This window comes from Oceanirhabdus sp. W0125-5 (genome assembly GCF_027938815.1).
Taxonomy (GTDB): domain Bacteria; phylum Bacillota; class Clostridia; order Clostridiales; family Clostridiaceae; genus Oceanirhabdus.
In genome coordinates this window covers 1,696,982-1,721,643 of record NZ_CP115913.1, presented here as the reverse complement: position 1 = coordinate 1,721,643, position 24,662 = coordinate 1,696,982, and the positions used below count along the sequence as shown (strand labels likewise).

22 protein-coding genes are annotated in these 24,662 nt (G+C 29.4%); 10 read left to right on the top strand and 12 right to left on the bottom strand.

The annotated features are described in order from the left end of the window. Positions 1–10: 10 nt before the first annotated feature. Positions 11–2,113 (bottom strand): methyl-accepting chemotaxis protein, encoded by a 2,103-nt coding sequence (locus OW730_RS08130; protein ID WP_271228547.1) that lies wholly within the window; start codon positions 2,111–2,113, stop codon positions 11–13. 304 nt (positions 2,114–2,417) lie between these two features. Between OW730_RS08130 and OW730_RS08125 the strand changes: the two genes are divergently transcribed. From OW730_RS08125 to panD, 4 genes are read left to right on the top strand one after another with little or no spacing between them, the layout of a single operon-like run. Next, positions 2,418–3,272: a Rossmann-like and DUF2520 domain-containing protein gene (locus tag OW730_RS08125; protein ID WP_333781266.1), complete on the top strand. Its 855-nt coding sequence runs from the start codon at positions 2,418–2,420 to the stop codon at positions 3,270–3,272. Between the two features lie 20 nt (positions 3,273–3,292). Then, a complete protein-coding gene (panB, locus tag OW730_RS08120; protein ID WP_271228545.1) occupies positions 3,293–4,120 on the top strand; it encodes a 3-methyl-2-oxobutanoate hydroxymethyltransferase in 828 nt (275 codons plus the stop codon). 22 nt (positions 4,121–4,142) lie between these two features. Beyond that, entirely contained in the window at positions 4,143–4,994 is an 852-nt protein-coding gene (gene panC, locus OW730_RS08115; RefSeq protein WP_271229537.1) for a pantoate--beta-alanine ligase, read from the top strand. Between the two features lie 40 nt (positions 4,995–5,034). Continuing rightward, positions 5,035–5,418 (top strand): aspartate 1-decarboxylase, encoded by a 384-nt coding sequence (gene panD, locus OW730_RS08110; RefSeq protein ID WP_271228544.1) that lies wholly within the window; start codon positions 5,035–5,037, stop codon positions 5,416–5,418. A gap of 202 nt (positions 5,419–5,620) precedes the next feature. Here the strand turns inward: panD and OW730_RS08105 are convergent, their stop codons facing one another. Continuing rightward, a complete protein-coding gene (locus OW730_RS08105) occupies positions 5,621–5,749 on the bottom strand; it encodes a hypothetical protein (RefSeq protein ID WP_271228543.1) in 129 nt (42 codons plus the stop codon). Between the two features lie 138 nt (positions 5,750–5,887). After that, complete coding sequence (gene tnpB, locus OW730_RS08100) at positions 5,888–6,985, bottom strand: IS200/IS605 family element RNA-guided endonuclease TnpB (RefSeq protein WP_333781265.1); 1,098 nt, start codon at positions 6,983–6,985, stop codon at positions 5,888–5,890. A 249-nt stretch (positions 6,986–7,234) separates the two neighbouring features. Between tnpB and OW730_RS08095 the strand changes: the two genes are divergently transcribed. Then, positions 7,235–7,441, top strand: coding sequence for a DUF378 domain-containing protein (locus tag OW730_RS08095; protein WP_271228542.1), 207 nt, complete (start codon positions 7,235–7,237; stop codon positions 7,439–7,441). A gap of 141 nt (positions 7,442–7,582) precedes the next feature. Here OW730_RS08095 and OW730_RS08090 read toward each other — a convergent pair whose 3' ends face one another. Then, the gene (locus tag OW730_RS08090; protein WP_271228541.1) at positions 7,583–8,020 is read right to left on the bottom strand and encodes a hypothetical protein; all 438 of its coding nucleotides are present in this window, start codon (positions 8,018–8,020) and stop codon (positions 7,583–7,585) included. A gap of 27 nt (positions 8,021–8,047) precedes the next feature. Between OW730_RS08090 and OW730_RS08085 the strand changes: the two genes are divergently transcribed. Beyond that, positions 8,048–8,350, top strand: coding sequence for a hypothetical protein (locus OW730_RS08085; RefSeq protein ID WP_271228540.1), 303 nt, complete (start codon positions 8,048–8,050; stop codon positions 8,348–8,350). Between the two features lie 2 nt (positions 8,351–8,352). On the opposite strand, the gene OW730_RS08080 is transcribed toward OW730_RS08085, so the two are convergent. Further along, a complete protein-coding gene (locus tag OW730_RS08080) occupies positions 8,353–8,775 on the bottom strand; it encodes a YaaR family protein (protein ID WP_271228539.1) in 423 nt (140 codons plus the stop codon). A gap of 258 nt (positions 8,776–9,033) precedes the next feature. Here OW730_RS08080 and OW730_RS08075 point away from each other — a divergent pair, with 258 nt between their 5' ends. Continuing rightward, positions 9,034–10,476 (top strand): NADP-dependent glyceraldehyde-3-phosphate dehydrogenase, encoded by a 1,443-nt coding sequence (locus OW730_RS08075; RefSeq protein WP_271228538.1) that lies wholly within the window; start codon positions 9,034–9,036, stop codon positions 10,474–10,476. Positions 10,477–10,807: 331 nt separating this feature from the next. Here the strand turns inward: OW730_RS08075 and OW730_RS08070 are convergent, their stop codons facing one another. From OW730_RS08070 to OW730_RS08040, 7 genes are all read right to left on the bottom strand, one after another. Next, positions 10,808–11,518, bottom strand: a complete 711-nt coding sequence (locus OW730_RS08070) for a lysophospholipid acyltransferase family protein (protein WP_271228537.1) — start codon at positions 11,516–11,518, stop codon at positions 10,808–10,810. 171 nt (positions 11,519–11,689) lie between these two features. After that, entirely contained in the window at positions 11,690–12,454 is a 765-nt protein-coding gene (locus tag OW730_RS08065; protein ID WP_271228536.1) for a serine hydrolase, read from the bottom strand. 265 nt (positions 12,455–12,719) lie between these two features. Beyond that, positions 12,720–13,817 (bottom strand): 6-phosphofructokinase, encoded by a 1,098-nt coding sequence (locus tag OW730_RS08060; RefSeq protein WP_271229535.1) that lies wholly within the window; start codon positions 13,815–13,817, stop codon positions 12,720–12,722. A 546-nt stretch (positions 13,818–14,363) separates the two neighbouring features. Beyond that, on the bottom strand, positions 14,364–15,170 hold the full coding sequence (locus OW730_RS08055) for an undecaprenyl-diphosphate phosphatase (RefSeq protein WP_271228535.1): 807 nt from the start codon (positions 15,168–15,170) through the stop codon (positions 14,364–14,366). Positions 15,171–15,181: 11 nt separating this feature from the next. Further along, a complete protein-coding gene (locus OW730_RS08050; RefSeq protein WP_271228534.1) occupies positions 15,182–16,330 on the bottom strand; it encodes a hypothetical protein in 1,149 nt (382 codons plus the stop codon). A 184-nt stretch (positions 16,331–16,514) separates the two neighbouring features. Then, a complete protein-coding gene (gene pckA, locus OW730_RS08045; protein ID WP_271228533.1) occupies positions 16,515–18,092 on the bottom strand; it encodes a phosphoenolpyruvate carboxykinase (ATP) in 1,578 nt (525 codons plus the stop codon). 317 nt (positions 18,093–18,409) lie between these two features. Then, entirely contained in the window at positions 18,410–20,233 is a 1,824-nt protein-coding gene (locus OW730_RS08040) for a tetratricopeptide repeat protein (RefSeq protein ID WP_271228532.1), read from the bottom strand. A gap of 281 nt (positions 20,234–20,514) precedes the next feature. Here OW730_RS08040 and OW730_RS08035 point away from each other — a divergent pair, with 281 nt between their 5' ends. The 3 genes from OW730_RS08035 (at position 20,515) to OW730_RS08025 (ending at position 24,421) form a co-directional block, all read left to right on the top strand. After that, entirely contained in the window at positions 20,515–21,660 is a 1,146-nt protein-coding gene (locus OW730_RS08035) for a CapA family protein (protein WP_271228531.1), read from the top strand. Positions 21,661–21,990: 330 nt separating this feature from the next. After that, positions 21,991–23,349, top strand: coding sequence for a Mur ligase family protein (locus OW730_RS08030; protein ID WP_271228530.1), 1,359 nt, complete (start codon positions 21,991–21,993; stop codon positions 23,347–23,349). A gap of 343 nt (positions 23,350–23,692) precedes the next feature. Next, on the top strand, positions 23,693–24,421 hold the full coding sequence (locus OW730_RS08025; protein WP_271228529.1) for a type 1 glutamine amidotransferase: 729 nt from the start codon (positions 23,693–23,695) through the stop codon (positions 24,419–24,421). Positions 24,422–24,662 lie beyond the last annotated feature (241 nt).

Genomic DNA, 24,662 nt, shown 5'->3' with positions numbered 1-24,662 from the left:
AATTTCAAACTTAATTTCTTGTTTTAAAATAATCCATTTCTCTCTTAAGTAATTTTAATTTTTCATTTAACTCTTCAATATCATTCAATCTATCATTCATCTTTCCAGTTATATTATTAGCAGTATCTAATGTTTGATTTCCAATCCTCTCAATTGCTCCAGCATTATTAGCAATACTTGAAACCGCTTGAGTAACATCTTGAGCAGCCATGCTCTGTTCTTTGGTAGATTGAGATATATTAATTATTTCAGAATTATTCTCTTCGGTAATTTTAATTACTTTAGTGATATTTTCTTTAACAACATTACTGTATTCAATCCCCTTATCTACATCCTCTGATACTTTATTATTTGCTTTTTCAACTGTTTTCACTTCAACTTGTATATTATTTATTATATTTCCAATCTTCTCTGTTTCAAGATTTGTCTGTTCTGCAAGTTTTCTTATCTCATCTGATACAACGGAAAAACCTCTTCCTGCTTCTCCAGCCCTTGCTGCTTCTATTGCAGCGTTAAGAGCAATTAAATTTGTTTGTTCTGATATACTTTGAATTGTACTTAGAATATCTCCAACATTTTCTGCAAGGGAAGTTAATTTATCAATCTGCTTCTTAGAATTCATTACACTTTCATTTATCTTATTCATACCCCCTACCATTTCTTCAGCATTATTAAACGCTTCTCCTGCTAAAGTAACAGCGTTCTGTGATGACATAAGTGTTTTTTCTGAATTCTTACCTATTTCATCAGATGAAGCACTTATCTCTTCAATTGCTGCCAAAGTCTCTTCTGTACCTGCAACCTGATTTTGAGTCTCTGAAAGCACTTCCTTGATTGAATCTTTTAACTGCTTCAATCCATCTTGAACCTTATCATTTATTTGATTAAAATACTCACTATCATTTCCTTTTGCAAAGTTATCCATTGCCATTGAAAGTTCTTTATTTTTCTCTTCCACATCAACAACAACCTCTTTAACATTCAAAATTATTCCCTTTAGTTTAACCATAAACGAGTTAAACTCTATTGCTAATTGACCTATCTCATCTTTAGATTTTATATCTATTTGTACATCAAGATTTCCAGCTGCACCTTCTTTAAATTTCTCCATAAATTTCATAAGCATTTTAGAAATAGCTTTTCCTAAAATTATAGCTATAATTATTGCAATAAGACTCAATACAGTAGCAGCAATAATCATAAATGTTCTAAAAGCATTAGCACCTTTATACATTTCTCCAACAACTGGTGCTGCAGCTAATATCCAACCATTCTCCATTTTTTCATATGCTAAAATCTTTTCATTTCCCATATATTCATAGTTTTCAACTCCGTACGCTTCAGAGTTACTCATAATATTTTTAGTTAAAAATTCAAAATCTCCATTTTGAATAGTTTTCATATTATCAAACTCTTTGTTTGGATGATATAAAAAATTAAATTCTTTATCCATTAATGTCATATAACCATTGTCATATATCCTAACCTTGCTTACACTATCTTTAAGATCTTGAAAGAACACTTCTGATCCTATTACTCCTATAACTTCACCGTCTAATACAAGTTTTTTACTATAAGTGATAATGTCTGCATTCCAACTCTTCCAAAAGTATGGTTCACTCCAATATTCCCCTTTTTCCATTGGTTCTTTCCACCAATCTGATTTATCCTCATTTGCCTCATACACATCATATTCCGCATTCCTAACAAGTTTCTCCTCTTGTTCAAAAATCTCGATTGTATGTCCACCTTTAAGTACTTTAGAATCAAATACAACCCATCCACTTCTTTTACCAAAGACCTCTATTGTTCCTATGAACTCCTTCAGTATATCATCTTTAAATTGTTCCATATATTCAGGGTCATTTTTGGCTCTCTCTAAATCCATATTACTAACAATTAAATTTTCAAGATTATTTGTTAATAATTTCACCTCATCTAATTCACTCTCTAAATCAGCTTTATAATTTCCAACAAGCTGCTTAAGATATCCCCCTGCTTCTACCCTTAATAAACTTTTACTCTTTTCATAAGACATAATTCCTATGATAAATACTGAAACAAAAACACATAAACCGATTGCTAGCGCAATCTTATTAGCTATTTTTTTCATAACCCTTCTCCTCATATGTAATTAATTTACTTATCAATACTCTTATCGTCATTTATCGCCCTTCCTTAATCAAAACAAGTAATATTTTAGATTTTAGTATTATAAATTTATGATAAAATTAAAATTTTCATGATGACCACCTAATAATCCAGCTAATATTAAATCTTCATATTCTTGTTTCACTATAAATAGATTTGTGATAAAATTACTTTGGGTGGTATCAAAACGAGCTGCACCGAATTGTTTAAATATAATTTAATAATTAATTATTTGCTTATATCCTTTCAGGAATGAGACAAATGAGGTGATAAAATTGAAAATATCTTTTGTTGGAGCTGGTAAAGTCGGATTTACTTTAGGTAAATATTTCAAACTTAACGGCCTGAACATTGAGGGGTTTTTTAGCAATAATCCCGACTCTGCTATTGCTGCAAGTGATTTTATTGGATGCTCATATTTTTCATCCTTAGATGACCTTGTGAAAAATAGTGAAATTATTTTTATTACAACAAATGATGATAGTATAATAGAAGTTTGGAAAAAACTTAAAGATTTAAACATAGAGGGTAAAATTATTTGCCATTGCAGTGGCTCACTATCCTCAGAGATTTTCTATGATATAAACAATTCAGGAGCATATCAATATTCCATCCATCCTATGTATCCGTTTAAGGATAAATATAACTCATATAAAAACTTTAAAACCGCATATTTTTCTATGGAGGGACACCCTAAATACTTTGACTATTTAAAAGGACTTCTTGAATCCTTAGGTAATAGTGTTTTAAGCATACCCAAAGAGAGAAAAGGAGAGTATCATTTAGCTAACGTAATGGTTTCTAATTTGGTTCTATCTCTAATAAACATTGGTGTTGAGACACTGAGCAATTGTGGTGTAGATTCTGAAACTGCACTTAAAGCCATGGCGCCTCTTATAAACAGCAATATTGAGAATATATTATCTCAATCCTTTGAGAATGCAATAACTGGCCCTGTAGTTCGCGGTGATGTAAATACTCTTAATAAACATATTGAAAGTATGAACGGTGATTATAAAGAGTTATATAAAAAACTTTCATTAAATCTTTTAAAAATCTCAAAAAATAAAAATCCAGAGAAAGACTATTCTCTTGCACAGAGATTTTTAGAAACCATTTAAATAATTAGGAGGATGAATTTATGGCTTTTACAGTAAGTAATTTCTTAAAATGCAAAAATAACGGTGAAAAAATAACTATGTTAACCGCTTATGATTATTCAACTGCTAAGCTTTTTAACGATGAAAAGATCGACGCAATTCTTGTTGGTGATTCACTAGGAATGGTTTGTCTTGGTTATGAAGATACTCTAAAGGTAACTATGGAAGATATGATACATCATACTAAAGCTGTTTCAAGAGCATGTAATCATACTTTTGTAGTTGGAGATATGCCATTCATGTCTTATCAAACTAGTGTATATGATGCAGTTGTAAATGCTGGACGTCTTGTTAAAGAAGGAGGCGCTCAAGCAGTTAAGCTTGAAGGTGGTGCTCTATATTACGAGCATATTAGAGCAATTGTAAATGCACAGATTCCTGTTATGGGGCATATTGGTTTAACCCCTCAATCTGTAAATGTATTCGGCGGATTCAAGGTTCAAGGTAAAAGTGAAGATAATGCTAAAAAGTTAATAGAAGATGCAAAGAAACTTGAAGAAGCGGGAGCTTTTGCTATTGTTCTTGAATGTATACCATCTCAACTTGCAAAAATAATTTCAGAGTCAGTATCTATACCTACTATCGGTATAGGAGCAGGAGTTCACTGTGATGGACAAATATTAGTTTATCAGGATATGTTAAATATGTACTCCAATTTCAAACCAAAATTCGTTAAAACTTTCAGTGATGTTGGTCACGCTATACATGAAGGAGTTTCTTCGTATATAAAAGAAGTTAAAGAAGGCATATTCCCTGGGGAAGAGCATTCATTTTCATTAAAAGAAGAAACACTAAAAAAATTATATTAAGAGGAGCATACTCATGAACAACATAGAATCTTTCTCATCAATTAAAGATATAAAAAATAAGATTTCTCAGTGGAAATCTGAAGGGTATTCAATAGGGTTTGTACCTACAATGGGATATCTCCATGAAGGTCATACTAGCCTTATTCAAAGAGCAAAAAAAGATAATGACAAAGTAATTGTGAGTATCTTTGTTAATCCTACACAATTTGGTCCTAATGAAGATTTAGATAATTATCCTAGAGATTTAGAAAGAGATACTGAATTATGTACTGCTAATGGTGGTGATGTGATCTTCACTCCATCTGCAAAAGAAATGTATGGTGATAATCCTTGTGCTTACGTTGATATTAAAGAACTTTCACAAGAATTATGTGGCGCTTCTAGACCTGGACATTTTCGCGGTGTATGCACAGTAGTTCTTAAACTTTTCAATATAATAACTCCTGATAGAGCTTATTTTGGCGAGAAAGACGCACAGCAACTTGCAATAATTAAGAAGATGGTTCTAGATTTAAATTTACCTGTTGAAATTATAGGATGCCCTATAGTTAGAGAAGCTGACGGACTTGCAAAGAGTTCTAGAAATACTTATCTTTCAAATGAACAAAGAAAAGCAGCAGTTGTTTTAAGTCAGAGCTTAGCATTAGCGAAAACTTCTCTAGAAAATGGTGAAAGAGATGCAAATAAAATAATCTCAATTATTAATGAAAAAATTTCATCTGAACCATTGGCAAAAGTAGATTATATTCAAGTGGTGGACTTAAAATCATTAAAAACTGTAAATTCTATTACAGATGATATTCTTGTTGCTATCGCAGTACACTTTGATAAAACAAGATTAATTGATAATTTTTCATTTCAAATAAAAAAATAACTAATAGATTTTGATTATATAAACATGCGGAGGAATTACTATGAAAATTACTATGTTAAAAAGCAAAATACACAGAGCAACAGTTACAGAAGCTAAATTAAACTATGTTGGTAGTATAACAATTGATAGCGATTTATTAAAAGTAAGTGGAATATTACCATATGAAAAGGTTCAAATAGTTAATAATAATAATGGTGCAAGAATTGAAACATACACTATTGAAGGTGAAGCTGGTAGCGGTGTTATCTGCCTAAATGGTGCTGCTGCAAGACATTTCCAACCAGATGATAAAGTTATAATCATGGCTTACTGCGATATGGATGCTGATGAGGCTCCTAATCATAAACCTACTGTAGTTTTTGTAAATGATGATAACTCTGTTAAAGAAGTTGGACACTATGAAAAACATGGAGAAATCAAATAAGGACTCTTTTTTGTTAAAATCATAATAGAGAAACATTATGATATAAAACATAACTGAACAGTTGAAAATGGAAAGTTGAAAACGATGGAGGTTTTGCTCCGCAAAACTACATTTTATTGTTCTTTAGAACAAGATGGGTTTACTCATTTTATCTTTAGATAAAATATTGTAATTTAGAATACAAGGTTTCATCAAGATGAAACTAGTAAACTATTCTTGTCCAAAGAACAATATGATTAAAATTTCTCGAAGAGAAATATCCTACGTTTTCAACTTTCAATTTTCCACTTTCAACTTGCTTTTCTAAAGCGCAATAGTTTCTTATTAACATATAATCGTGAACTCTCCCTCCACTTACTCACGTTGAAGTGGGGGCTTCTTGGTGTATCCAAGAACTTTTCCTGCTTCACAGATTTCTCAATCTACTTTCTCCACAGGCTATCCCCGTAAGACCTACGGTTTTTATTTTTTAGGCTATTTCTAATAACCCTTGCTTCAAGATATTCCTACTGGCATTTATATCCCTATCATGAATGCTATCGCATTTAGTACATTTCCATTCTCTTATATGCAGTGGCATTTCATCTAAAACATGACCACAATTATTGCATGTTTTAGATGACGGATACCATCTATTTATTTTATGAATTTTTCTTCCATGCCATTTTGCTTTATAATCTAGAATAGTAACAAATTTATACCAACTTACATCTGAAATACTTTGAGATAATTTATCATTCTTCATCATATTTTTAACTGATAAATCTTCAAGAATTATAACTTGATTATCGCTTATAATTCTTTTAGATAGCTTATGGATGAAATCTAATCTTTGATTAGATATACGTTCATGTAGTCTAGCAACCTTTATTCTTTGCTTATTCCAATTGTTACTTCCTCTTTCTTTACTACTTAATTTTCTTTGTTCTTTTGCCAATTTATCTAATGACTTTTTTAGATACTTAGGATTTTCAATCTTTTCACCATTTGATAATATTGCAAAATGACATAACCCTAAATCTATACCAACATTCCCCGATACTTTTTTTAATGGCTCTATCTTTGTTTCAACACATATAGATACAAAATATTTACCACTTGATGTTTTAGAAACAGTAGTGTTTATTACTCTACCTTCAAAATATCTATGAATTTTTGCATTAACATATTTCAATTTAGGCAGTTTTATTTTATCTTTTTTTATTTCAATATTGTTATTCACAAAATTACTTGTATATGTTTTATAGTTGTCTCTTTTACTTTTGAATTTTGGTCTGTCTGCTCTACCTTCAAAGAAATTTTTGAATGCAGCATCAAGATTTCTTAGTGACATCTGCAGTGATGTACTATCAATTTCTTTAAGCCATACAAATTTTTTTTTCATATTTGGTAATTGATTTTGTTGTTCTGTATATTTAATACATCTTTTTTCAGCTTTATATATTTCATTCCTTTGGTTTAAGAAATGATTATATACATATCTTGAACAACCAAAGGATTTTTCAATAATCTTTTTTTGATTTTCATTTGGATATATTCTGAATTTATATGCTTTGTTGATTTTCACTGCTTTCAACACCTTTACTTTTGAATACAATACTAATGAATCTCAAGAACATTCATTCTTATTATTTCACATTTATGATTTTTTATCCATGTAAAAGTATTAAGATTACGCATTCATCTCCCACTTATAGAAGATGGGAGACTTCTGCTAGTTATCTTAAATTACATTTGCCCACTTTCTCTAAAGAATAATAAAATTATTAATGGAAATACTATTAATGTCATAATCTAAAAAGGAGATGTAATAATAATGAAAACTCTAGATATAATAGCACTAACATTAGTAATAATTGGTGCAATAAACTGGGGGCTTATCGGTTTCTTCGGATTTGACTTAGTAGCTGCATTATTTGGAGAAATGAGCGCTTTCAGTAGAGTTGTATATGCTCTAGTAGGAATTGCAGGGCTTTATTCATTGTCATTCTTTGGGAAAAGAACTGAATCTCCAAGAACATAAACTTAAACCACTTTATAGATTGTATCTATAAAGTGGTTTTTGATTTTACTATAATTTAATCTATTTCAATAAATTTATTTTCGCAGCAGAATCTATTTACCTACAGTATTTTTATGTTATTATAAGATTATACTAGATGAGTTATTCAAAAAACCTAATTAAAATCATAAAATTATCATCTGAGTAATCTGTTATAGTAGCACTGAAATTAGGTATTTTTTTCATTAACAAAGACAAATGAGCAGCTTTTTTCCCCACAATTTCTCCTATTAATTGAGAGTTATTGTTGAATACGCTTATTCTAGAATTGTCTTTTTCCTTTAAGTAAATACCTTTCCAAGTATCAATATGTGGATTTTGTTTTGCAATTATCAACTTTAATCCATTTTCCTTATACTGTGCTATTATCTGATTAATATTATGTTGTAATCTTTCTTCTTCAGATTTTAATGATTTTAAACAGTTATTTTGATCTAATACTTTTATATCTAATTCTTTTATTTGTTCCTTTGCTTCTAGTATTTGTTTGTCCAATTTTTGTATCTTGTTATTTAGAAAATTATAATATTGTTTACTCATTATAAACTCCTTATGGTGGTGATATACTTGAAAGAACAGCTTGTCAAATTAATAGAAATTATTTTAGAAACCTGTAATATTATCTATAACGAACTAAAAAAACTTTATCATTTTACAAAGAAAAGAGTAATATTCCTTATAAATAAACAGAGAACAATGAAAGAATTAACTTCCCCCTTAATTACTCAACGTGAAGTTGAACTTAAAGAATTGTGTAAAAAAAGAGATAAACTTAAAAAGTGTACCTCTAACAATTCTAATTTAATATTAAAGCATGAAAGGAACATCGAAAATTTAAAACATGAATTAAATATTTTATCAGAGTTTTAATTCTATTTGTATATATCTATCAATAGCCCAGTAATATCATCAACTGTGGCTGCAATATTTAAATTTTCTTTTTCACCTTCAATCATCATTCTTGTTAGATCTTCAAGCTTTAAATCTATTGTATCAACCGTAATGAAATATTGTGTTTGCCAGAATGATATATCTTTTTTTACATCATACATATGATTTAACACTGATTGAAGATATTCTTTTATCATATTCTTATATGCTTTAACATCTGAGTAGCATTTTGTTAATACCAATCTGCTACCTTTCTTTTTTATATCATCAATCATTTTTTTTAATTCTTGCTCATTCTTTTTCTGCCTTGCAAAACTAAAATTCTGAGAAAAATCTTTTTTAGTAGCAATCTTTTTATTTGATGATGTAACTACTCTATTTCTGCCTACACCTTTAATCTCCACAAAATCACCTCTTAAAACATTATATCATAATTCTCCAATGGCATTAACTGAAATTTCACCTCTAAATTATGGATATATTTCATTATATATATCATCTAAGTTAAATCTATACCCCTATTTTCTAAGATGTATATTTGATTTATACATCAGTTTAAAGTACACCTATATTTTGATACATGTATAAATCAAGTTTAACTATAAAATCTCTAATTAATATTTTTTATAAAACTTAGAAAGAATACATACGAGGTGATAAATTTGTTTGAGAATATAAAAAAACAAAGTTGTTATGGGAATTTTTTAAATGGACAATGGATTTATTCTGATAAATGTCTAAAAATTTATAATCCTACATCTAAAGAATTGATGGGCTACATATCTCAAATGCAACCTGAAGATGTAGATAAAGCCGTAGAAAGCTGTAAAAACGCTCAGAAAACTTGGGGTAATATGCCCACAAATGAGAGAGCTAAAATTCTCCATAAAGCAGCTAATCTACTCTTAAATAATCAAGACTACATTGCAGATATATTAATGCAGGAAATTGCTAAAGATAAGAAGTCATGCCTCTCTGAAATAAGCAGAACAGCTGACTTTATAAAGTTCACAGCTGATGAAGGAGAGCGTACAATCGGAGAAGCCCTTAATGCGGATAACTTCCCAGGTGTTAAAACAGACAAATTAGCATTTGTTATTCGTGAACCTCTAGGAGTTGTATTGGCTATATCACCATTCAATTATCCAATCAACCTTTCAGTTTCAAAAATTGCTCCTGCTCTTATTGCTGGCAATTCAGTTGTACTTAAACCGCCTACTCAAGGTGCAATATCTGCTATGCATATGGTTGAAATTTTTAATCAAGCAGGTCTTCCTGCAGGTGTTCTTAATACAATAACAGGGAAAAGTTCTGAAATTGGCGATTATCTTGTAACTCATCCTGGTATAGACTTTATTAACTTCACAGGCTCCACAAAAGTTGGTAAACATATTGCAAGTGTTTCAAAAATGGTACCTTTAATTATGGAATTAGGTGGTAAGGATGCTGCAATAGTTCTTGATGATGCCAATTTAGAAGATGCTGCAAATGATATAGTTTCAGGTGCCTTCAGCTATTCCGGTCAACGATGTACCGCAATAAAAAGAGTTATCGCCATAAATTCAATTGCTGATAAACTTATAGATCTTATTCTTCCAAAGGTTAAAGAATTAAAAGTAGGTAATCCCAAAGATAGCACAATAACCCCTCTTATAAATGACAAAGCAAAAGATTATGTTCTTGAACTTATGAATGATGCAGTAGAAAAAGGAGCTCAGTGCCTTATAGGAGGAAATCATCAAGATAATCTTGTATATCCAACTATATATGATATGGTAACTGAAGAAATGAGAATTGCTTGGGAAGAGCCATTTGGCCCAGTTTTGCCAATAATAAGAGTAAGTACTATTGATGAAGCCATAGCCCTCGCAAATAAATCTGAATATGGTCTTCAATCTTCAGTTTTTACTATGAATATAAATAATGCATTCTATGTAGCTAAACGACTTGAAGTTGGAACAGTTCATATAAACAACAAAACCGAAAGAGGACCAGATCATTTTCCATTCAGCGGAATCAAGAATTCAGGTATGGGTACTCAAGGCATTAGATATAGTATTGAAGCCATGACGAGAAGGAAGAACATTGTTCTTGAATACAACTGAAAACCATTTAAAAAAAGTTGACAATGGACAGTGGACAACGGACAACGAAGGATGGTTCTACTTACGTAGAACCTACATTTTATCATTCTTTAGACCAAGAGATTTTTACTCATTTTATCCTTAGATAAAATATTGTATTTTAAGTACGATGTTTTATCTAAAGAAAACGAGTAAAACCTTTATTGTCCACGAAACAATAATATTAAAATTTCTCGAAGAGAAATATCCTTCGTTTTCCACTTTCAACTGTCCGTTATCCACTATGTTTTTTCATTTTTATTCTTAAGAAACTTTTCAACTTACTTTAGAAAAAATAAAGCTGAAAACATCGCTATACGGCGATATTCTCAGCTATATTTTGTCTTATTCTCTCATGCACATCTGCAAGTTCTTCTTTTGACAGTTCTTTTGTATCTATAGGCTCGTTAAAAATTATTTTTGCATTAACTTTGCTAAATCCTTTGGTTTTTTCATATGCTTTGTATGTTCCTTCTATAGATACAGGAACAATTTTAGCTCCTGCTTTAATTGCAATTTTCATACTTCCTTTTTTAAATGGCGCAATATTACTTCCCCTACTTCTAGTTCCTTCTGGGAATATAACCATACTATGTCCATTCTTTATTTTATTAGCTGCTTCATTAATTGCTTTAAGACCTTCTCTTGGATTTTTCCTATTAATAAATACACAGTTTCCCTTTGCTAACCAATATCTAAAATAAATTATTTTTTTCAGTTCCTCTTTTGCTACAAATCCTACAGACTTACCTACAGCATGTGTGATTGCTAATACATCGAAATAACTCTGATGATTACTAACAAATAAGCAAGCTTCATCTGGAATATTCTCTTTTCCAACTACTTCATAATTCAACCTGATACCTTTAGATATATGGTCTGTAACTTTTAATACAAATCTTTGAACAACTGCATTTAACTTATCCTCTTTACCTATTTTTTCATATATCTTTAACCAAAATAAATAAAAAATACTGCGCACTAAATTTATTACAACGAAAAAATAAAATGCCACTTTTCTCATAATGTATTCCTCTCTTACTATTTAATTTCTACTTTTAGTTTTTAAAAAAAGTTATTCAATAACATCTGCTATTAAATAACTTTATTAGTCAAATACCTATATTTAATTATAAAATAATGCCCTATACTTGTCAATTTTACAAAAACTACATAGAAAACATGGATACTTTACTTATCTCCAATTTGAGTCAATAATATCCCACATCATCTTAGCCAATCTTGATATAATTGTTATTCCATATACATTACTAGGAAGATTCTTAGTCATTACAGTAAAAATAAAATCTCCTTTTTTAATATTAAGTAACGATGAATCAACTTCTACATTTTCTTTGTGACCGGCTTTATTAGCAATAGCACTCCAACTATCGATTGGTAAGTAAAATGGTATCTTATTTCTAAATTGACTGTTAGTTAATAATTCAATTAAAAGTTTACTATTCTTTTTATCTAAATATTCTTCTCTATATAGAATAGAGAAGCATTTTGATAATTCGTAAGCAGTAGACAAATTATTTCCATTTACCCCTAATTTAGAGTTAATTACAGTATACTTTAACCCCATCTTCTTAAAATGCTTATTTACTTTTTCAAAGCCTAAAATCTCAACAATCTTATTCGCTGCTGTTAAATCACTTTGAACAGTGATAGCTACTAATAATTCTCTCAATGTAAATTCTTTATCTTTTAAATAATTCATAATACCACAATAACTATCATGCTTTTCATCTTCACCAATTGCAAATTTGTCTTCTAAAGATAAACTTTTATCTTCAACTTCCTTCATAAGAGCTATGGCAATTGGTAACATGATGCTTTCAGCTGCATCCATCTGCTTTTTATGATGGAATCCATACGTGTATCCACTTTTTAAATCTTCGAAATAAAAACTAAATTCACCAATTCTGCTATCCAGATATCTTTTAAGCTCCTTCATTATGCCCTCCCTATCTAAAACTTTTAAATTTTTTTATTATTTATTCTTTTCTGAAAATTTAAAATGTACAACCTCATTTATTAGGTCTATTATAATATTTTTTTACCACATTTGTCAATTTATCCTACTAATACGTATGAAAAAAATAAATGTATAATTGATAATGTATAATGTATAATGATGGATGTTTCTACTTACGCAGAAACTATATATTATTGTTTTTTAAGAGAAAAGATTTTTACTCATTTTATCATAGATAAAATAACTAGTCTCCAAATGAAATCCCTATACTCTTAGCCGTCTCTACCAGTTCTCCTTTAGGATCAACCATTTTTTGACTTCCTATAACATTTTCTAAGTGTACATAAGTCATTTTTCTACCTTGAAGACTTACCATATTACCAAATCTATTCTCAGCTAATAAATCCACTGCTTTAACCCCATATCTTGTAGCTAATATTCTATCAAAGGTAGATGTGATTCCCCCTCTTTGAGTATGCCCTAGTACAGTACACCTGATTTCATGATTCTTAACAAACTTTTCTAAATCATAAGCTAGTTTATGCCCAATTCCTCCAAGTCTAATTGGATCAGGACTATCTTCTACAGTCTTTTTAACAACTACTTTTCCCCCCTTTGGCTTAGCCCCTTCAGCAACTACAATTATACTGAACAATTTACCTCTGTTTTCTCTATCCTTTATTTTTTCAACAATCTTTTCAATATCATATTCTATCTCAGGAATCAAAATCACATCAGCTGATCCTGCAAAACCTGACTCTAGAGCAATCCACCCAGCATTTCTTCCCATTACTTCAAGAATCATTACTCTATGATGTGATGCAGCTGTTGTATGAAGTCTGTCTAAAGCCTCAGTTGCTACATTTACAGCTGAATTAAACCCGAAAGTAATATCTGTTGCATGAAGATCATTATCTATTGTTTTTGGAACACCTATAACCTTTACTCCTTTTCTAGCAAAGTCTCTTGCACTAGTAAGGGTACCATCTCCTCCAATAATTATTAATGCATCAACATTCTCTTTATTTAAATTCTGTACTGCTACATCTGAAACATCTTTTTTAACTTTCTTTCCTTCTTCCTCTACAGTGTAATCAAATAAATTATCTTTATTTGAGCTATATAGAATTGTCCCACCTATATGCCCTATTCCTGAAACACTTTTCAAAGTTAATGGCATAAAATCGTTATTATATAATCCTTTGTATCCAAATTTATACCCTATAACTTCTAAGTCATACTTTAATATTGCAGTTCTAGTTACCCCTCTAATAACTGCATTTAAACCTGGACAGTCTCCTCCTCCAGTCAAGACACCAATTTTTTTTATACCATTTTTCATCATAGCATTTACAGCTCCTTTTATTTTTAGCATAATTTACCTAATTTTATATTATCATAAACAAATTTCCTTTTCAAAGAAACTCTACAGTTTTCTTAATATTCGTTATTGTGCACAAAACACTCCTTTGAAAGGAAATGTATAATGTAGAATGTATAATGTAGAATGATGGATGTTTTTGATTCTCAAAAACTACATATTATTATTCTTCATCACATGAAGTTTTACTCATTTTACCTACGGTAAAATATTGTATTAAAAGTACAATGTTTTATAATAATAAATAAATTAAATTTTATCTAAAAAACAAAAGCCGATTATAGATTAATTTCTATAATCAGCTTTTTATATTGTTTTTCTACAACATTATTTGAAATTATAAGTACAATGTTTCATTCAAATGAAACGAGTAAAGTTTTATTGTTTAAATGACAATATTTAAAATTTCACAAAGTGAAATGTCACTCATTCTACATTATACATTATCAATTATACATTAAGCTTTTAAATGTTTTCCTCTTGAGAATCCTCACACGAGCCACTTAATTAAATATACATAACAACAATAATTACTCCAACGATCAGTCTATATATTGAAAACACCTTCATAGGCTTTTTCTTTAGGTAATTTAAGAACTTATCTACAACTATTAATGCCACTAAGAAGGCAGCGATAAATCCTACTATAAGTACAAAAATATGAGTACCAGATAACACTACAGGTGTTGTAAGTAGTTTATATCCTGTTGCTCCTACCATAACTGGTAATGCTAAAAAGAAAGAAAACTCTGTTGCAGCGTAAGTTGAAAGGCCTGCTACCCAACCACCCATTATTGTTGAAGCAGATCTTGACATACCTGGCCATAACGCCATACATTGTGCAATTCCAATTATTATCGCTTGTTTATATGAAATATGATTAATATCTCTTTCAACTTTTTTATCTCTAATACTTTTTTCTAACACAATCATTAGTATAGCTCCAACAATTAATGCAATTCCTACTGGAAGTGGTTTAAATAAAACAGCTTCGATTTTATCATCAAACAATAAACCTAAAATAACCGCTGGTATACAAGCTACAAAGATTGGTAACCAAAATCTTAATCCTTCTTTTTCTAGTTTTAAAAAGGATATAACTGATTTATAGATTTTATTCCAAAATAAAACTACTATTGCTAGAATAGCTCCTAGCTGAATAACAATAATAAATAAATTTGAAAAAGCTCCATCAAAGTTTATAAAATCACGTACTATAATCATATGACCTGTTGATGATACTGGTAAAAACTCTGTAATCCCTTCAACAATACTTATGATTATGGCCTTTATTAAGGTCATAAATAATTCCATATTTCCACTCCCTATTTTTTAATCTCATTATTTTCATACTCAAATACTACTTCTTTAAGTATTTCTTTTCCATCTAATGATATCTTAACTTTATTTTCTCCATTTTTAAGCGCACAGAAGAAATGATACTCACCATCAACATTTAACCAGTCACTTCCATTAGTTGAGTAATAATATTCTTGTAACATCTCACTATTTGACATAACCCCAACAGCTAAGTAAGTTTGGTTTTCATCAGTATTCACTGTTTTCTTTCTACCAAATATCATTATTGCTTCTTTATCTGATAATTCATTTACATATTTAATATGAGGTGATTTATCAAATAATGAAGCCTTATTAACAAAAATACTTGGTGTATAAAAAACATTCTTTATCATAAGAAAAGGTGTTTTCTTTGTGTAAGTTACCAGTGAATTAATTACCCCTTCACCATATTTATTATTATCAATCTTAATTGAATATGCGTAATTAAATTTCCCTAAAAATGACTTGTATTGTTCATTTATTTTTTTATCATTGATAGATACAAATTCAACCTCTCCATTATTGGATATTATTAATTCGCTTCCACTTAAAGGAATCCCATCTTTAAAAAACATTACCCCTTCACTACTATCAACGGCTATCCATTTTTCATGTTCACTACTCCAAAATTCATTTATCCTGTATATGTATTCATTCATTTCAGAGTTAATATCTCCTACTAGTACCCCAGTCCTGCTATAGACTTTAAAATAAGCCATACCTTCATTGAAAAATTCTGCAATTTCATCATTATTCATAATGATTTTCTCATCTTTTTTAAATTCTATCTCATATGCATCCTTTGATAAATATATTGCATTTTTCTTATACTGGATATTCCCATCCATCCATTTAAAAAATGTTTTACACTTTTCAATTGATGTTGTATCACTTGCTATTAACTCTTCTAGATTATGACTATTTCCAAATTTACGTATATTCTCATTATTGTGATTCATATAGTACATTTGAACATTATCACCATTATAAAAATTATTCCATTTTAGTATTTTCAAACTTTCATCTGATTTATTTGATATAAACTTAGAAAAATCATTATTAAAAACAAACCAAAATAAGCAAGCTATTACCACCACTAAAGGAATCATTAATAATGTTTTTTTATTTTTCATATACCTCTCCTTTCAATCAAATCGCTTTAGAATGATTATATCATGAATACTTTAATACCTCCATTGATTATAATAACTAATCATTATTAATTTTTACTATCTTATGTATTTCACGTGTAAAGACCTCTATTAAATAATAGAGGTCTTAAAGAAAACTTATGGGAGATTATATGAAATGTAGAGATCACCGAACACAAGGTCCTGCTTCTCTAACTTCCATTGGCACATTTGAATAACGTTTAAAATTTTCACTAAAACTTTTTGCCAGATTTTTTGCTGTATCTATATATTCATCCTTATTGTTCCAAGTATTCTCTGGTCTTAATATTTCTCTTGGAACTCCTGGTATTTCTTTCGGTATGTTAAGATTAAAAATCTCGTGTTTATCATATTCTATATCTTTTAATTTTCCTTCAATAGCAGCCTGAACCATTGCTCTGGTAAGCTTTAACTTTATTCTACTTCCTTGTTTGTAACCACCATACAGCCATCCTGTATTTACAAGATACACATCAGCATTACTTTTGTCAATTCTTTCACCTAATAATCTAGCATAGTCATAAGGACTTCTTAACATGAACGGTTCTCCAAAACAAGCTGAGAATGTTGCAACAGGTTCTGTTATTCCTCTTTCAGTACCAGCTAACTTACTAGTATATCCAGACATAAAGTGATACATTGCCCCTTCCTTTGTTAACTTTGAGATAGGAGGTATAACACCAAATGCATCAGCCGTTAAGAATATTATAGTATTAGGTTGTCCTCCTTGTCCAGACAATTCTGCATTTTTTATGAAATTTATTGGGTAAGCCCCTCTACAATTCTCAGTATATTTATTATCATGATAATTAGGCTTTTTCTCATCATCTAAAACTACATTTTCCAATATTGCTCCGAACTTGAGAGCATCATAAATCTCTTCTTCCTTATCTCTTTCTAATCCAATAGTCTTAGCATAACAACCACCTTCAAAATTAAAAACTCCCTCATCGCACCAGCCATGCTCATCATCACCAATTAACTTTCTATTTGGATCTGCTGAAAGTGTAGTTTTACCTGTACCAGAAAGTCCAAAGAATAAAACAGTATTACCTTCCTCATCCATATTAGCTGAACAATGCATTGGAAAAACATCTTTTTCAGGCATTAGGTAATTCATAACAGAGAACATTGATTTCTTTATTTCACCATTATATTCACTGCCACCTATCAAAATAACTTTTTCTTTTAGATTTAAAATAACAAATGCCTCTGAATTAATACCGTCTTTTTCACCATTTCCCTTAAATTTTGGCGCTGTAAAAATTTTATATTCTGGTTCAAAATTATCTAACTCTTCCTTTGTGGGTCTAACAAATAATTGATTGCTAAATATTGCGCTTACAGGTTTCTCATTTATCACTCGTATAGGCACTCTATATTCTTCCATTGCTCCTGAATATCCATCAAAGACGTATAATTCTTTATTAGATAAATATCCCATCATCCTATTATATAATCTTTCATATACATCTTTTTCAATTGATTGATTACTATCTCCCCAGTTTATTGTCTCTCTATTAGTTTCATCTATAACAATAAATCTATCATTAGGAGATCTACCTGTGTATTTCCCTGTAGCCACAGCTAAGGCACCACATTCTGTTAGTACACCTTGCTTTTTAGCTAAAACTTTTCTAACTAATTTAGGTACTGGTATATTTCTATAAATTTTTTCTTCAGTTGTTATCCCTAATAGTTCAATATCTCTTTTAATATCCATAAACATCTCTACCTGAAGTACCTTCAGGCGATTCCCCCCTTATTCAACTGACTTTTAATTACCTTTACCTTGAATTATTAATCCCACACATTTATGATACATCATTTATCAAAAAAATCAAGTATTTTTTCAACTTTCTTCTAATTTATGCCCTACTATATCACTTTATGTGACACACAATAAGTTAAATGTTATCTTGTTATTGTATAAATTTTACTTTATAAGTCAAATTTTTCCTCCATGTTATGTGTCATTTTATACCATTATAATGAAAAAAGACAGATGAAATATTTCATCTGTCTTTTTTCATTATTAATTTAATATAGAAGCATAAACCCCTTTGGCAATTCTAACACTGCATTATCATCTGCATTTATGAATTTTTCCGAGAATTCTTTCCCAATATTGTAATTCTTTGTAATTATATCAATTACTTCTGAATCATAATCATCATTAATACCTTGATAAGCCTTCATTAAATTATATAGACCTTTTTGTATTCTATCATCATTCTCATCTTCTTCAAAAGTATCATCATTCATAAGTATATGGAATACTCCAGCATTATTTAAAGTAATTATATCATCCTCATCTAAATAATAAGCTTTTCTAATATATTTATATGCCTTTTCTGAATCCCCTAATTGCATATATAAATTACTCGCCATTCTATAATATTTAGGCATAGGCTCGTTTTCTGTTAATTCAATACTCTTAAATACAGATTTCAAAGCATTACTATAATATTCCTTAGCTCTTTCACTATCTTGTTTAGCCATGCTAATATATGCTGATGCTATTTTATATCTTAACTCAAAATTATTAGGACTTATAGCTTTTGCTAAATCATAATAATATATTGCCTTTTCTATCTCTTTATTTTTATAGTAATAAGATCCCATAAAAATTATATTAGATACCGAAATAGGATTTTTCTCTATCCCTTTCTTGAAAAATTTATCGATGTCCTCTAATTCGCCCATTTCTGTATGAATCTTAGGTAATAAAACACCATAAACATCTTCATAGTCTTTATTCAATTCTAATGTTTTTTGGGCTTCAACAAGAGCGTCCTCATAATTCTCATTTTTAAAATGCATAATTGCCGCTGTATAATGCGCTGTGAAATCATTTTCATGCTCATTTAATAGCTTATCCAACTCTTCCATTGCCTCTTCAGTATTACCGTTTAAAAGTAATGTTACTGCTTTAGTTCTCTTAAGATTAATTGAATCTTTATATTTACCTTCTAATTTACTAATTAAATATATTGCATCATCAGCACTTTTAGCACTCAGTGAATATATCTTTGCCACCCACATCTTGTACATATTTTCGTTATACACTATTTTATTTTCGTTATACTGTTCCTTTTGTGCATTAACTTGTCTACGTGAAATAATCTTTAAAATATTATCTTTATTGTCTGTAGCCATTCTTGCTAATACATCATAAACTTTATAATTATCATAATCATAGTTCCATGCTTTTTCTAAAGTCTCAATTGCTCTTTCAACATCACCTATCAAATAATACATCTCCGCTAATTCTGCTAACTTTTGAGATTTTTTAGTTGGAGATAAAGTTTTATATTCCCCCACTGGATTTAATAAGCTTAAATTGTAATTAACTGAAACCCCAAGTTTATTAATAATGTCAGTAGCTCTATCCTTAACTCCATTATATAAATAAACCATTATCATTGTTTTATGTAGTTGAATATCATCTTCATATTTATTTAGTAACTTCTCCCCTACCTCTAAGCTCTTGTAGTATTCACCATTAAAAAAGTAAGTTAATACTATTTCATTAGCAACTTCACTCTCAATATACTCCCCAGCTAATGCCTTAGTTAAGTATTTATCTCCAAGCTCTTTATCATTATTATCGTATGATATTTTTGCCATTTCCAAGTTCCATACAGGCGATAAAATATCTTTTGTATTTTCTTTAAGATTTTTTTCAATAATTATATTATCAATACTTTCTTTATGTGCTAAAATACCTTCTACTGTATTAAAATTCATTTTATTAGTTTCTTCACTCTTATTGCCATTACTTATAACCACTGGAATTGCAACACATAATGCTGCACCAATTCCTATAATAGCCATTCTCATCTCCTTGAACTTCCTGTTCATAAACTCAACTCCTCAATATTTAAACTCATATAATAAAATCATATATTTAATTCAACTCAAAATTTAATATTCTAAACAAAAACTCTAATTTTTATCATCAATACTTTAATTTTATCAAAAAAGCACCATAAATTCCACTTTAATATGTTGAATAATTTATTAATTAAATAATTACCATATGGACATGCTTAATTTAAACATATAAAATATTGTTTAGAAACAAAATAATACTATGATAAAAACTTTGTCGAATCATAGCTATATATAAAAGGAGAAGTTTAATGAAAAATAAATATAATAAAATATTGTTTTTCTCAATTTTCATTATATGCATTCTATTCTTTTCATTGGGTTATATTTTATTCAGTTATTATTCAGATGATTATAAAAATGACCTTCCAAATCCCCCTAAAATTGACAAGGATAACTTGTTAGGTAATAAGGTTGATTTTGATAAATTGGACGAGTCTTTATCTAATGATTTATTATTAACCTTTGTAGGTGATTGTACACTAGGTAGTGACCCTAAATTTAGCTACAATACTTTTCATCAGAAATATGAAGAAGTAGAAAGAGATCCCTATTATTTCTTTTCTAATGTATCACATATTTTTGAAAATGATGATTTAACAATTGCAAATTTTGAAGGCACTTTAACAACATCAAATAAAAAAGCATTTAAAAAGTTCACCTTTAAAGGACCACCAGAATACAGCAAAATACTTACAGCAGGAAATATCGAGTTAGTTAATCTTGCTAATAATCACTCATATGACTATCTTGAAAAAGGATTTATTGATACTAAGAACAACTTAGACCAAGAAGGTATTGATCATTTTGGTTTAGGTGAAGTATTTAAAACAGAACTTAAAGGATACAAATTAGCTTTTATTGGATACAAAGGTTGGCTAGATACAATTAATATCCAAACTATGAAAGATGAAATAAGTACTTTTAAAAAAGAAGGATATATTATTTTTGCAAATTTCCATTGGGGTCTTGAAGGTAGACACCTTCCAATAGGAGACCAAAAGCTAGTGGCTCACGCTGCTATAGACAGTGGCGCTGATTTTGTAATTGGACATCATCCTCACGTTGTACAAAGTATGGAAATCTATAAAGAGCGATTAATCGCCTATAGTCTAGGAAACTTCTGCTTCGGTGGAAATTCCAACCCTAAAGATAAAAGAACACTTATTTTACAAGTAAAATTAACTAATAACGATGAAAATCAGCTTTCATCTTACTTTAAAATAATACCTTCTTATATCTCTTCAACTAATTCTATTAATGATTTCCGACCAACAATTATGGAATCACCAAATGATAGAGATGGTTTCTTTAATTTCTTAAATGACATTTCAACTGATATCAACTTTTACTTAAGTGATGACATGATTAATATATTTTCAGAATCAAATATATAGACTGTTTCAAAATACCCTTAGTATGATTTACTTATTATCATACTGAGGGTATAATATATAAGAAAAACAAATGGAGAATTGAGAATGGAGAATGTAGAATGTAGGACATTTCTCTTCGAGAAATTTTAATCTTATTGTTCCGTGTACAATGGTTTTCTACTCGTTTCATCTTTATTAGATGAAACATTGTATTTTAAGTACAATATTTTATTTAAAGATAAAATGAGTAAATTCCTCTTTTCTAAAGACCAATATTAATATAGTTTTGCAAAGCAAAACATCCATCATTCTCAATTCTCAATTCTCCATTCTCAATTTATTTTAAGGGTGGTGTTTACTATTAATATAAAATCGTTTTTTAGTATCATCATTTCAAAGACAACTTTATTCTTATGTGAAAAACTACTTAAGGGAGGAACTAATTTCCCAGGAAAAGTTGCTTTGAAATTAGATAATAAAATATTAAAACAAATAACCAAAGGTTATAAAGTTATTTTAGTTACTGGTACAAATGGTAAAACAACAACTACTAGTATGATTTATAACGTTCTAAAAAATAGCGGCAAGAACGTTATCACAAACGCCTCTGGGGCTAATATGCTTACTGGTATTGTAGCTTGTTTTATTAAAAATTATAAATTCTTTAATAAAGAAAAAGAAAAATATGCTGTTATAGAAGTGGATGAAGCTAATGTTAAATTCATTACCCCAGTGATTTCCCCTGAAATCATAACAGTTACTAATCTCTTTAGAGATCAATTAGATAGATTTGGCGAAGTTTATACTACACTCGAAAAAATTCTAGAGGGTATTAACCATTCCCCTTCTACTAATCTTGTGCTAAACGGTGATGAACCTCTTTTAGGAAATCTTAAGGTTAATAATAACTGTACATATTTTGGTTTCACTTATGACACTGGAATAAAAAATGTTGATATTAATGCAGAAGCTAAGTTTTGTAAGGTTTGCCAAAAAGAATATGAATATAATTTTGTAACTTATAATCACCTTGGAGATTTTTACTGTCCAAATTGTTCATTCAAACGACCAAACTTAGATTATGCTATGGATAGTTTAATTAACAAGGATTATCAAGGTACGTCTTTCACACTAAATGGTGTAGAAGCCTTTATTAATCAAAGCGGAATATATAACATCTATAACGCTCTATGCGCCTATGCTGTTTGTGATCTATTGAATGTTCCATCTAATGATATTATTTCAGCTCTTGAAAGCTCTAAGAGTTCTTTTGGTAGACAAGAGATTATAAATATTATGGGTAAAGATGTTAAAATATTCTTAGTTAAGAATCCAGCTGGATATAATGAAGCTATAAACGTTCTTGATTTAGATAATAGAGTGAAATCATGCGCTTTTCTATTAAATGATAACTATGCTGATGGAAGAGATGTTTCCTGGATTTGGGATGTTAAATTCGAGTCCCTATCAAATAATGAAATAAAAGAACTAGCAGTAGGTGGAGTTAGAGCTTATGATATGGCTACAAGACTTAAGATCAGCGGCCTTGATATTGATTCTAACAGCATATGCGAAAATTATGATGCACTGCTTAAAAAGATTCAAGAATCTGAAAGTGATATATTCTATATTTTTGCAACATATACTGCTATGACATCCTTACGAAAGTATTTTCAATCAAAAAACTTTATTGATAAACTTTGGGAGTAAGACACTTTATTGTGTCTAAAGTTTATTAAATTTGATATAAACGGTAAAAATTTAAAGACAAAAAGAATGTTGTAGTTGAAAATTGATAACAGAAAGTTGAAAATGATGGACATTTCTCTACGAGAAATTTTACTTATATTGTTCCTTGGACAATATAAGTTTACTCGCATTATCTTTGATAATACATTGTAATTTAAAATTCAATATTTTATCTTAAGATAAAATACGTAAACATTATATTGTTCTTAAGACCAATATAATGTAGTTTTGCAGAGCAAAACATCCATCGTTTTCCATTATCAACTTTCAATTTTCAATTATGATTTTAGAAAGGAGAGGTTGTATGGAACTAAACATTTGCCATCTATATCCTGATTTGCTTAACGTTTATGGTGATTTGGGTAACATTCTAATATTAAAATATAGAGCAGAAAAAAGAAATATAACAGTTAAAATTCATAATATATCTTTAAACGATGAATTCAAAACGGATGATTACGATATTGTATTTTTCGGTGGAGGGCAAGACTTTGAACAAGGTATTGTAAGCCCTGATTTAATGAGTAAACGTGAAGCTATTAAAGATTATATTGAAAAAGGAAAAGTTCTTTTATCTATTTGTGGTGGTTATCAGCTTTTAGGAAAATATTACACAACTCCTGAAGGTAAAAAACTCGACGGATTAAATATACTAGACATATACACAGATGGTGGAGATACTCGTTTCATTGGAAATACAGTAATTCATAATGAAGAATACAACGAAACATATGTGGGTTTTGAAAATCATAGTGGTAGAACCTATATAGGTGATTTAAAACCACTTGGAAAAGTTATAAAAGGATATGGAAATAATGGTGAAGATGGTTATGAAGGATGTATTTACAAAAATACATACTGCTCATATTTTCATGGCAGCCTTTTATCCAAAAATCCTGAATTAGCAGACAGACTACTTTCAGCTGCTTTAACAAATAAATACAACGAATATATTTCTCTAGAACCACTTGATGATTCAATTGAACTGAAAGCAAAGGAATATATTGTTTCTAGAGAAGCTAAAAATGACTAAAGGTTTCGTGAAAGAGTATGAAATTAAAAACCTTTAAAAGAAGTGGAAAATTGAAAACGGACAATTGAAAACGAAGGATGGTTCTGACCAAAGGTCAGAACCTACATTTTTTTTGTAAAGAAACAAGAGGCTTTTACTCGTTTCATGAGATGAAACATTGTATTTAAAGTACAATATTTTATCTCAGATAAAATGAGTAAAAACCTCTTCTCCTTAAGAACAACAAGATGTAGTTTCTGCC

Coding starts and splice junctions, on each gene's coding strand:
- OW730_RS08055 (WP_271228535.1), bottom strand. CDS start 15,170: ATGGAATTATTTATGACCTTAATAAAGGCCATAATCATAAGTATTGTT.
- pckA (WP_271228533.1), bottom strand. CDS start 18,092: ATGGATATTAAAAGAGATATTGAACTATTAGGGATAACAACTGAAGAA.
- OW730_RS08090 (WP_271228541.1), bottom strand. CDS start 8,020: ATGAGTAAACAATATTATAATTTTCTAAATAACAAGATACAAAAATTG.
- OW730_RS08105 (WP_271228543.1), bottom strand. CDS start 5,749: ATGTTAATAAGAAACTATTGCGCTTTAGAAAAGCAAGTTGAAAGTGGA.
- OW730_RS08130 (WP_271228547.1), bottom strand. CDS start 2,113: ATGAAAAAAATAGCTAATAAGATTGCGCTAGCAATCGGTTTATGTGTT.
- OW730_RS08035 (WP_271228531.1), top strand. CDS start 20,515: ATGAAAAATAAATATAATAAAATATTGTTTTTCTCAATTTTCATTATA.
- panB (WP_271228545.1), top strand. CDS start 3,293: ATGGCTTTTACAGTAAGTAATTTCTTAAAATGCAAAAATAACGGTGAA.
- OW730_RS08070 (WP_271228537.1), bottom strand. CDS start 11,518: ATGAGAAAAGTGGCATTTTATTTTTTCGTTGTAATAAATTTAGTGCGC.
- OW730_RS08060 (WP_271229535.1), bottom strand. CDS start 13,817: ATGAAAAATGGTATAAAAAAAATTGGTGTCTTGACTGGAGGAGGAGAC.
- OW730_RS08025 (WP_271228529.1), top strand. CDS start 23,693: ATGGAACTAAACATTTGCCATCTATATCCTGATTTGCTTAACGTTTAT.
- OW730_RS08095 (WP_271228542.1), top strand. CDS start 7,235: ATGAAAACTCTAGATATAATAGCACTAACATTAGTAATAATTGGTGCA.
- OW730_RS08065 (WP_271228536.1), bottom strand. CDS start 12,454: ATGAAGGAGCTTAAAAGATATCTGGATAGCAGAATTGGTGAATTTAGT.
- OW730_RS08040 (WP_271228532.1), bottom strand. CDS start 20,233: ATGAACAGGAAGTTCAAGGAGATGAGAATGGCTATTATAGGAATTGGT.
- panD (WP_271228544.1), top strand. CDS start 5,035: ATGAAAATTACTATGTTAAAAAGCAAAATACACAGAGCAACAGTTACA.
- OW730_RS08050 (WP_271228534.1), bottom strand. CDS start 16,330: ATGAAAAATAAAAAAACATTATTAATGATTCCTTTAGTGGTGGTAATA.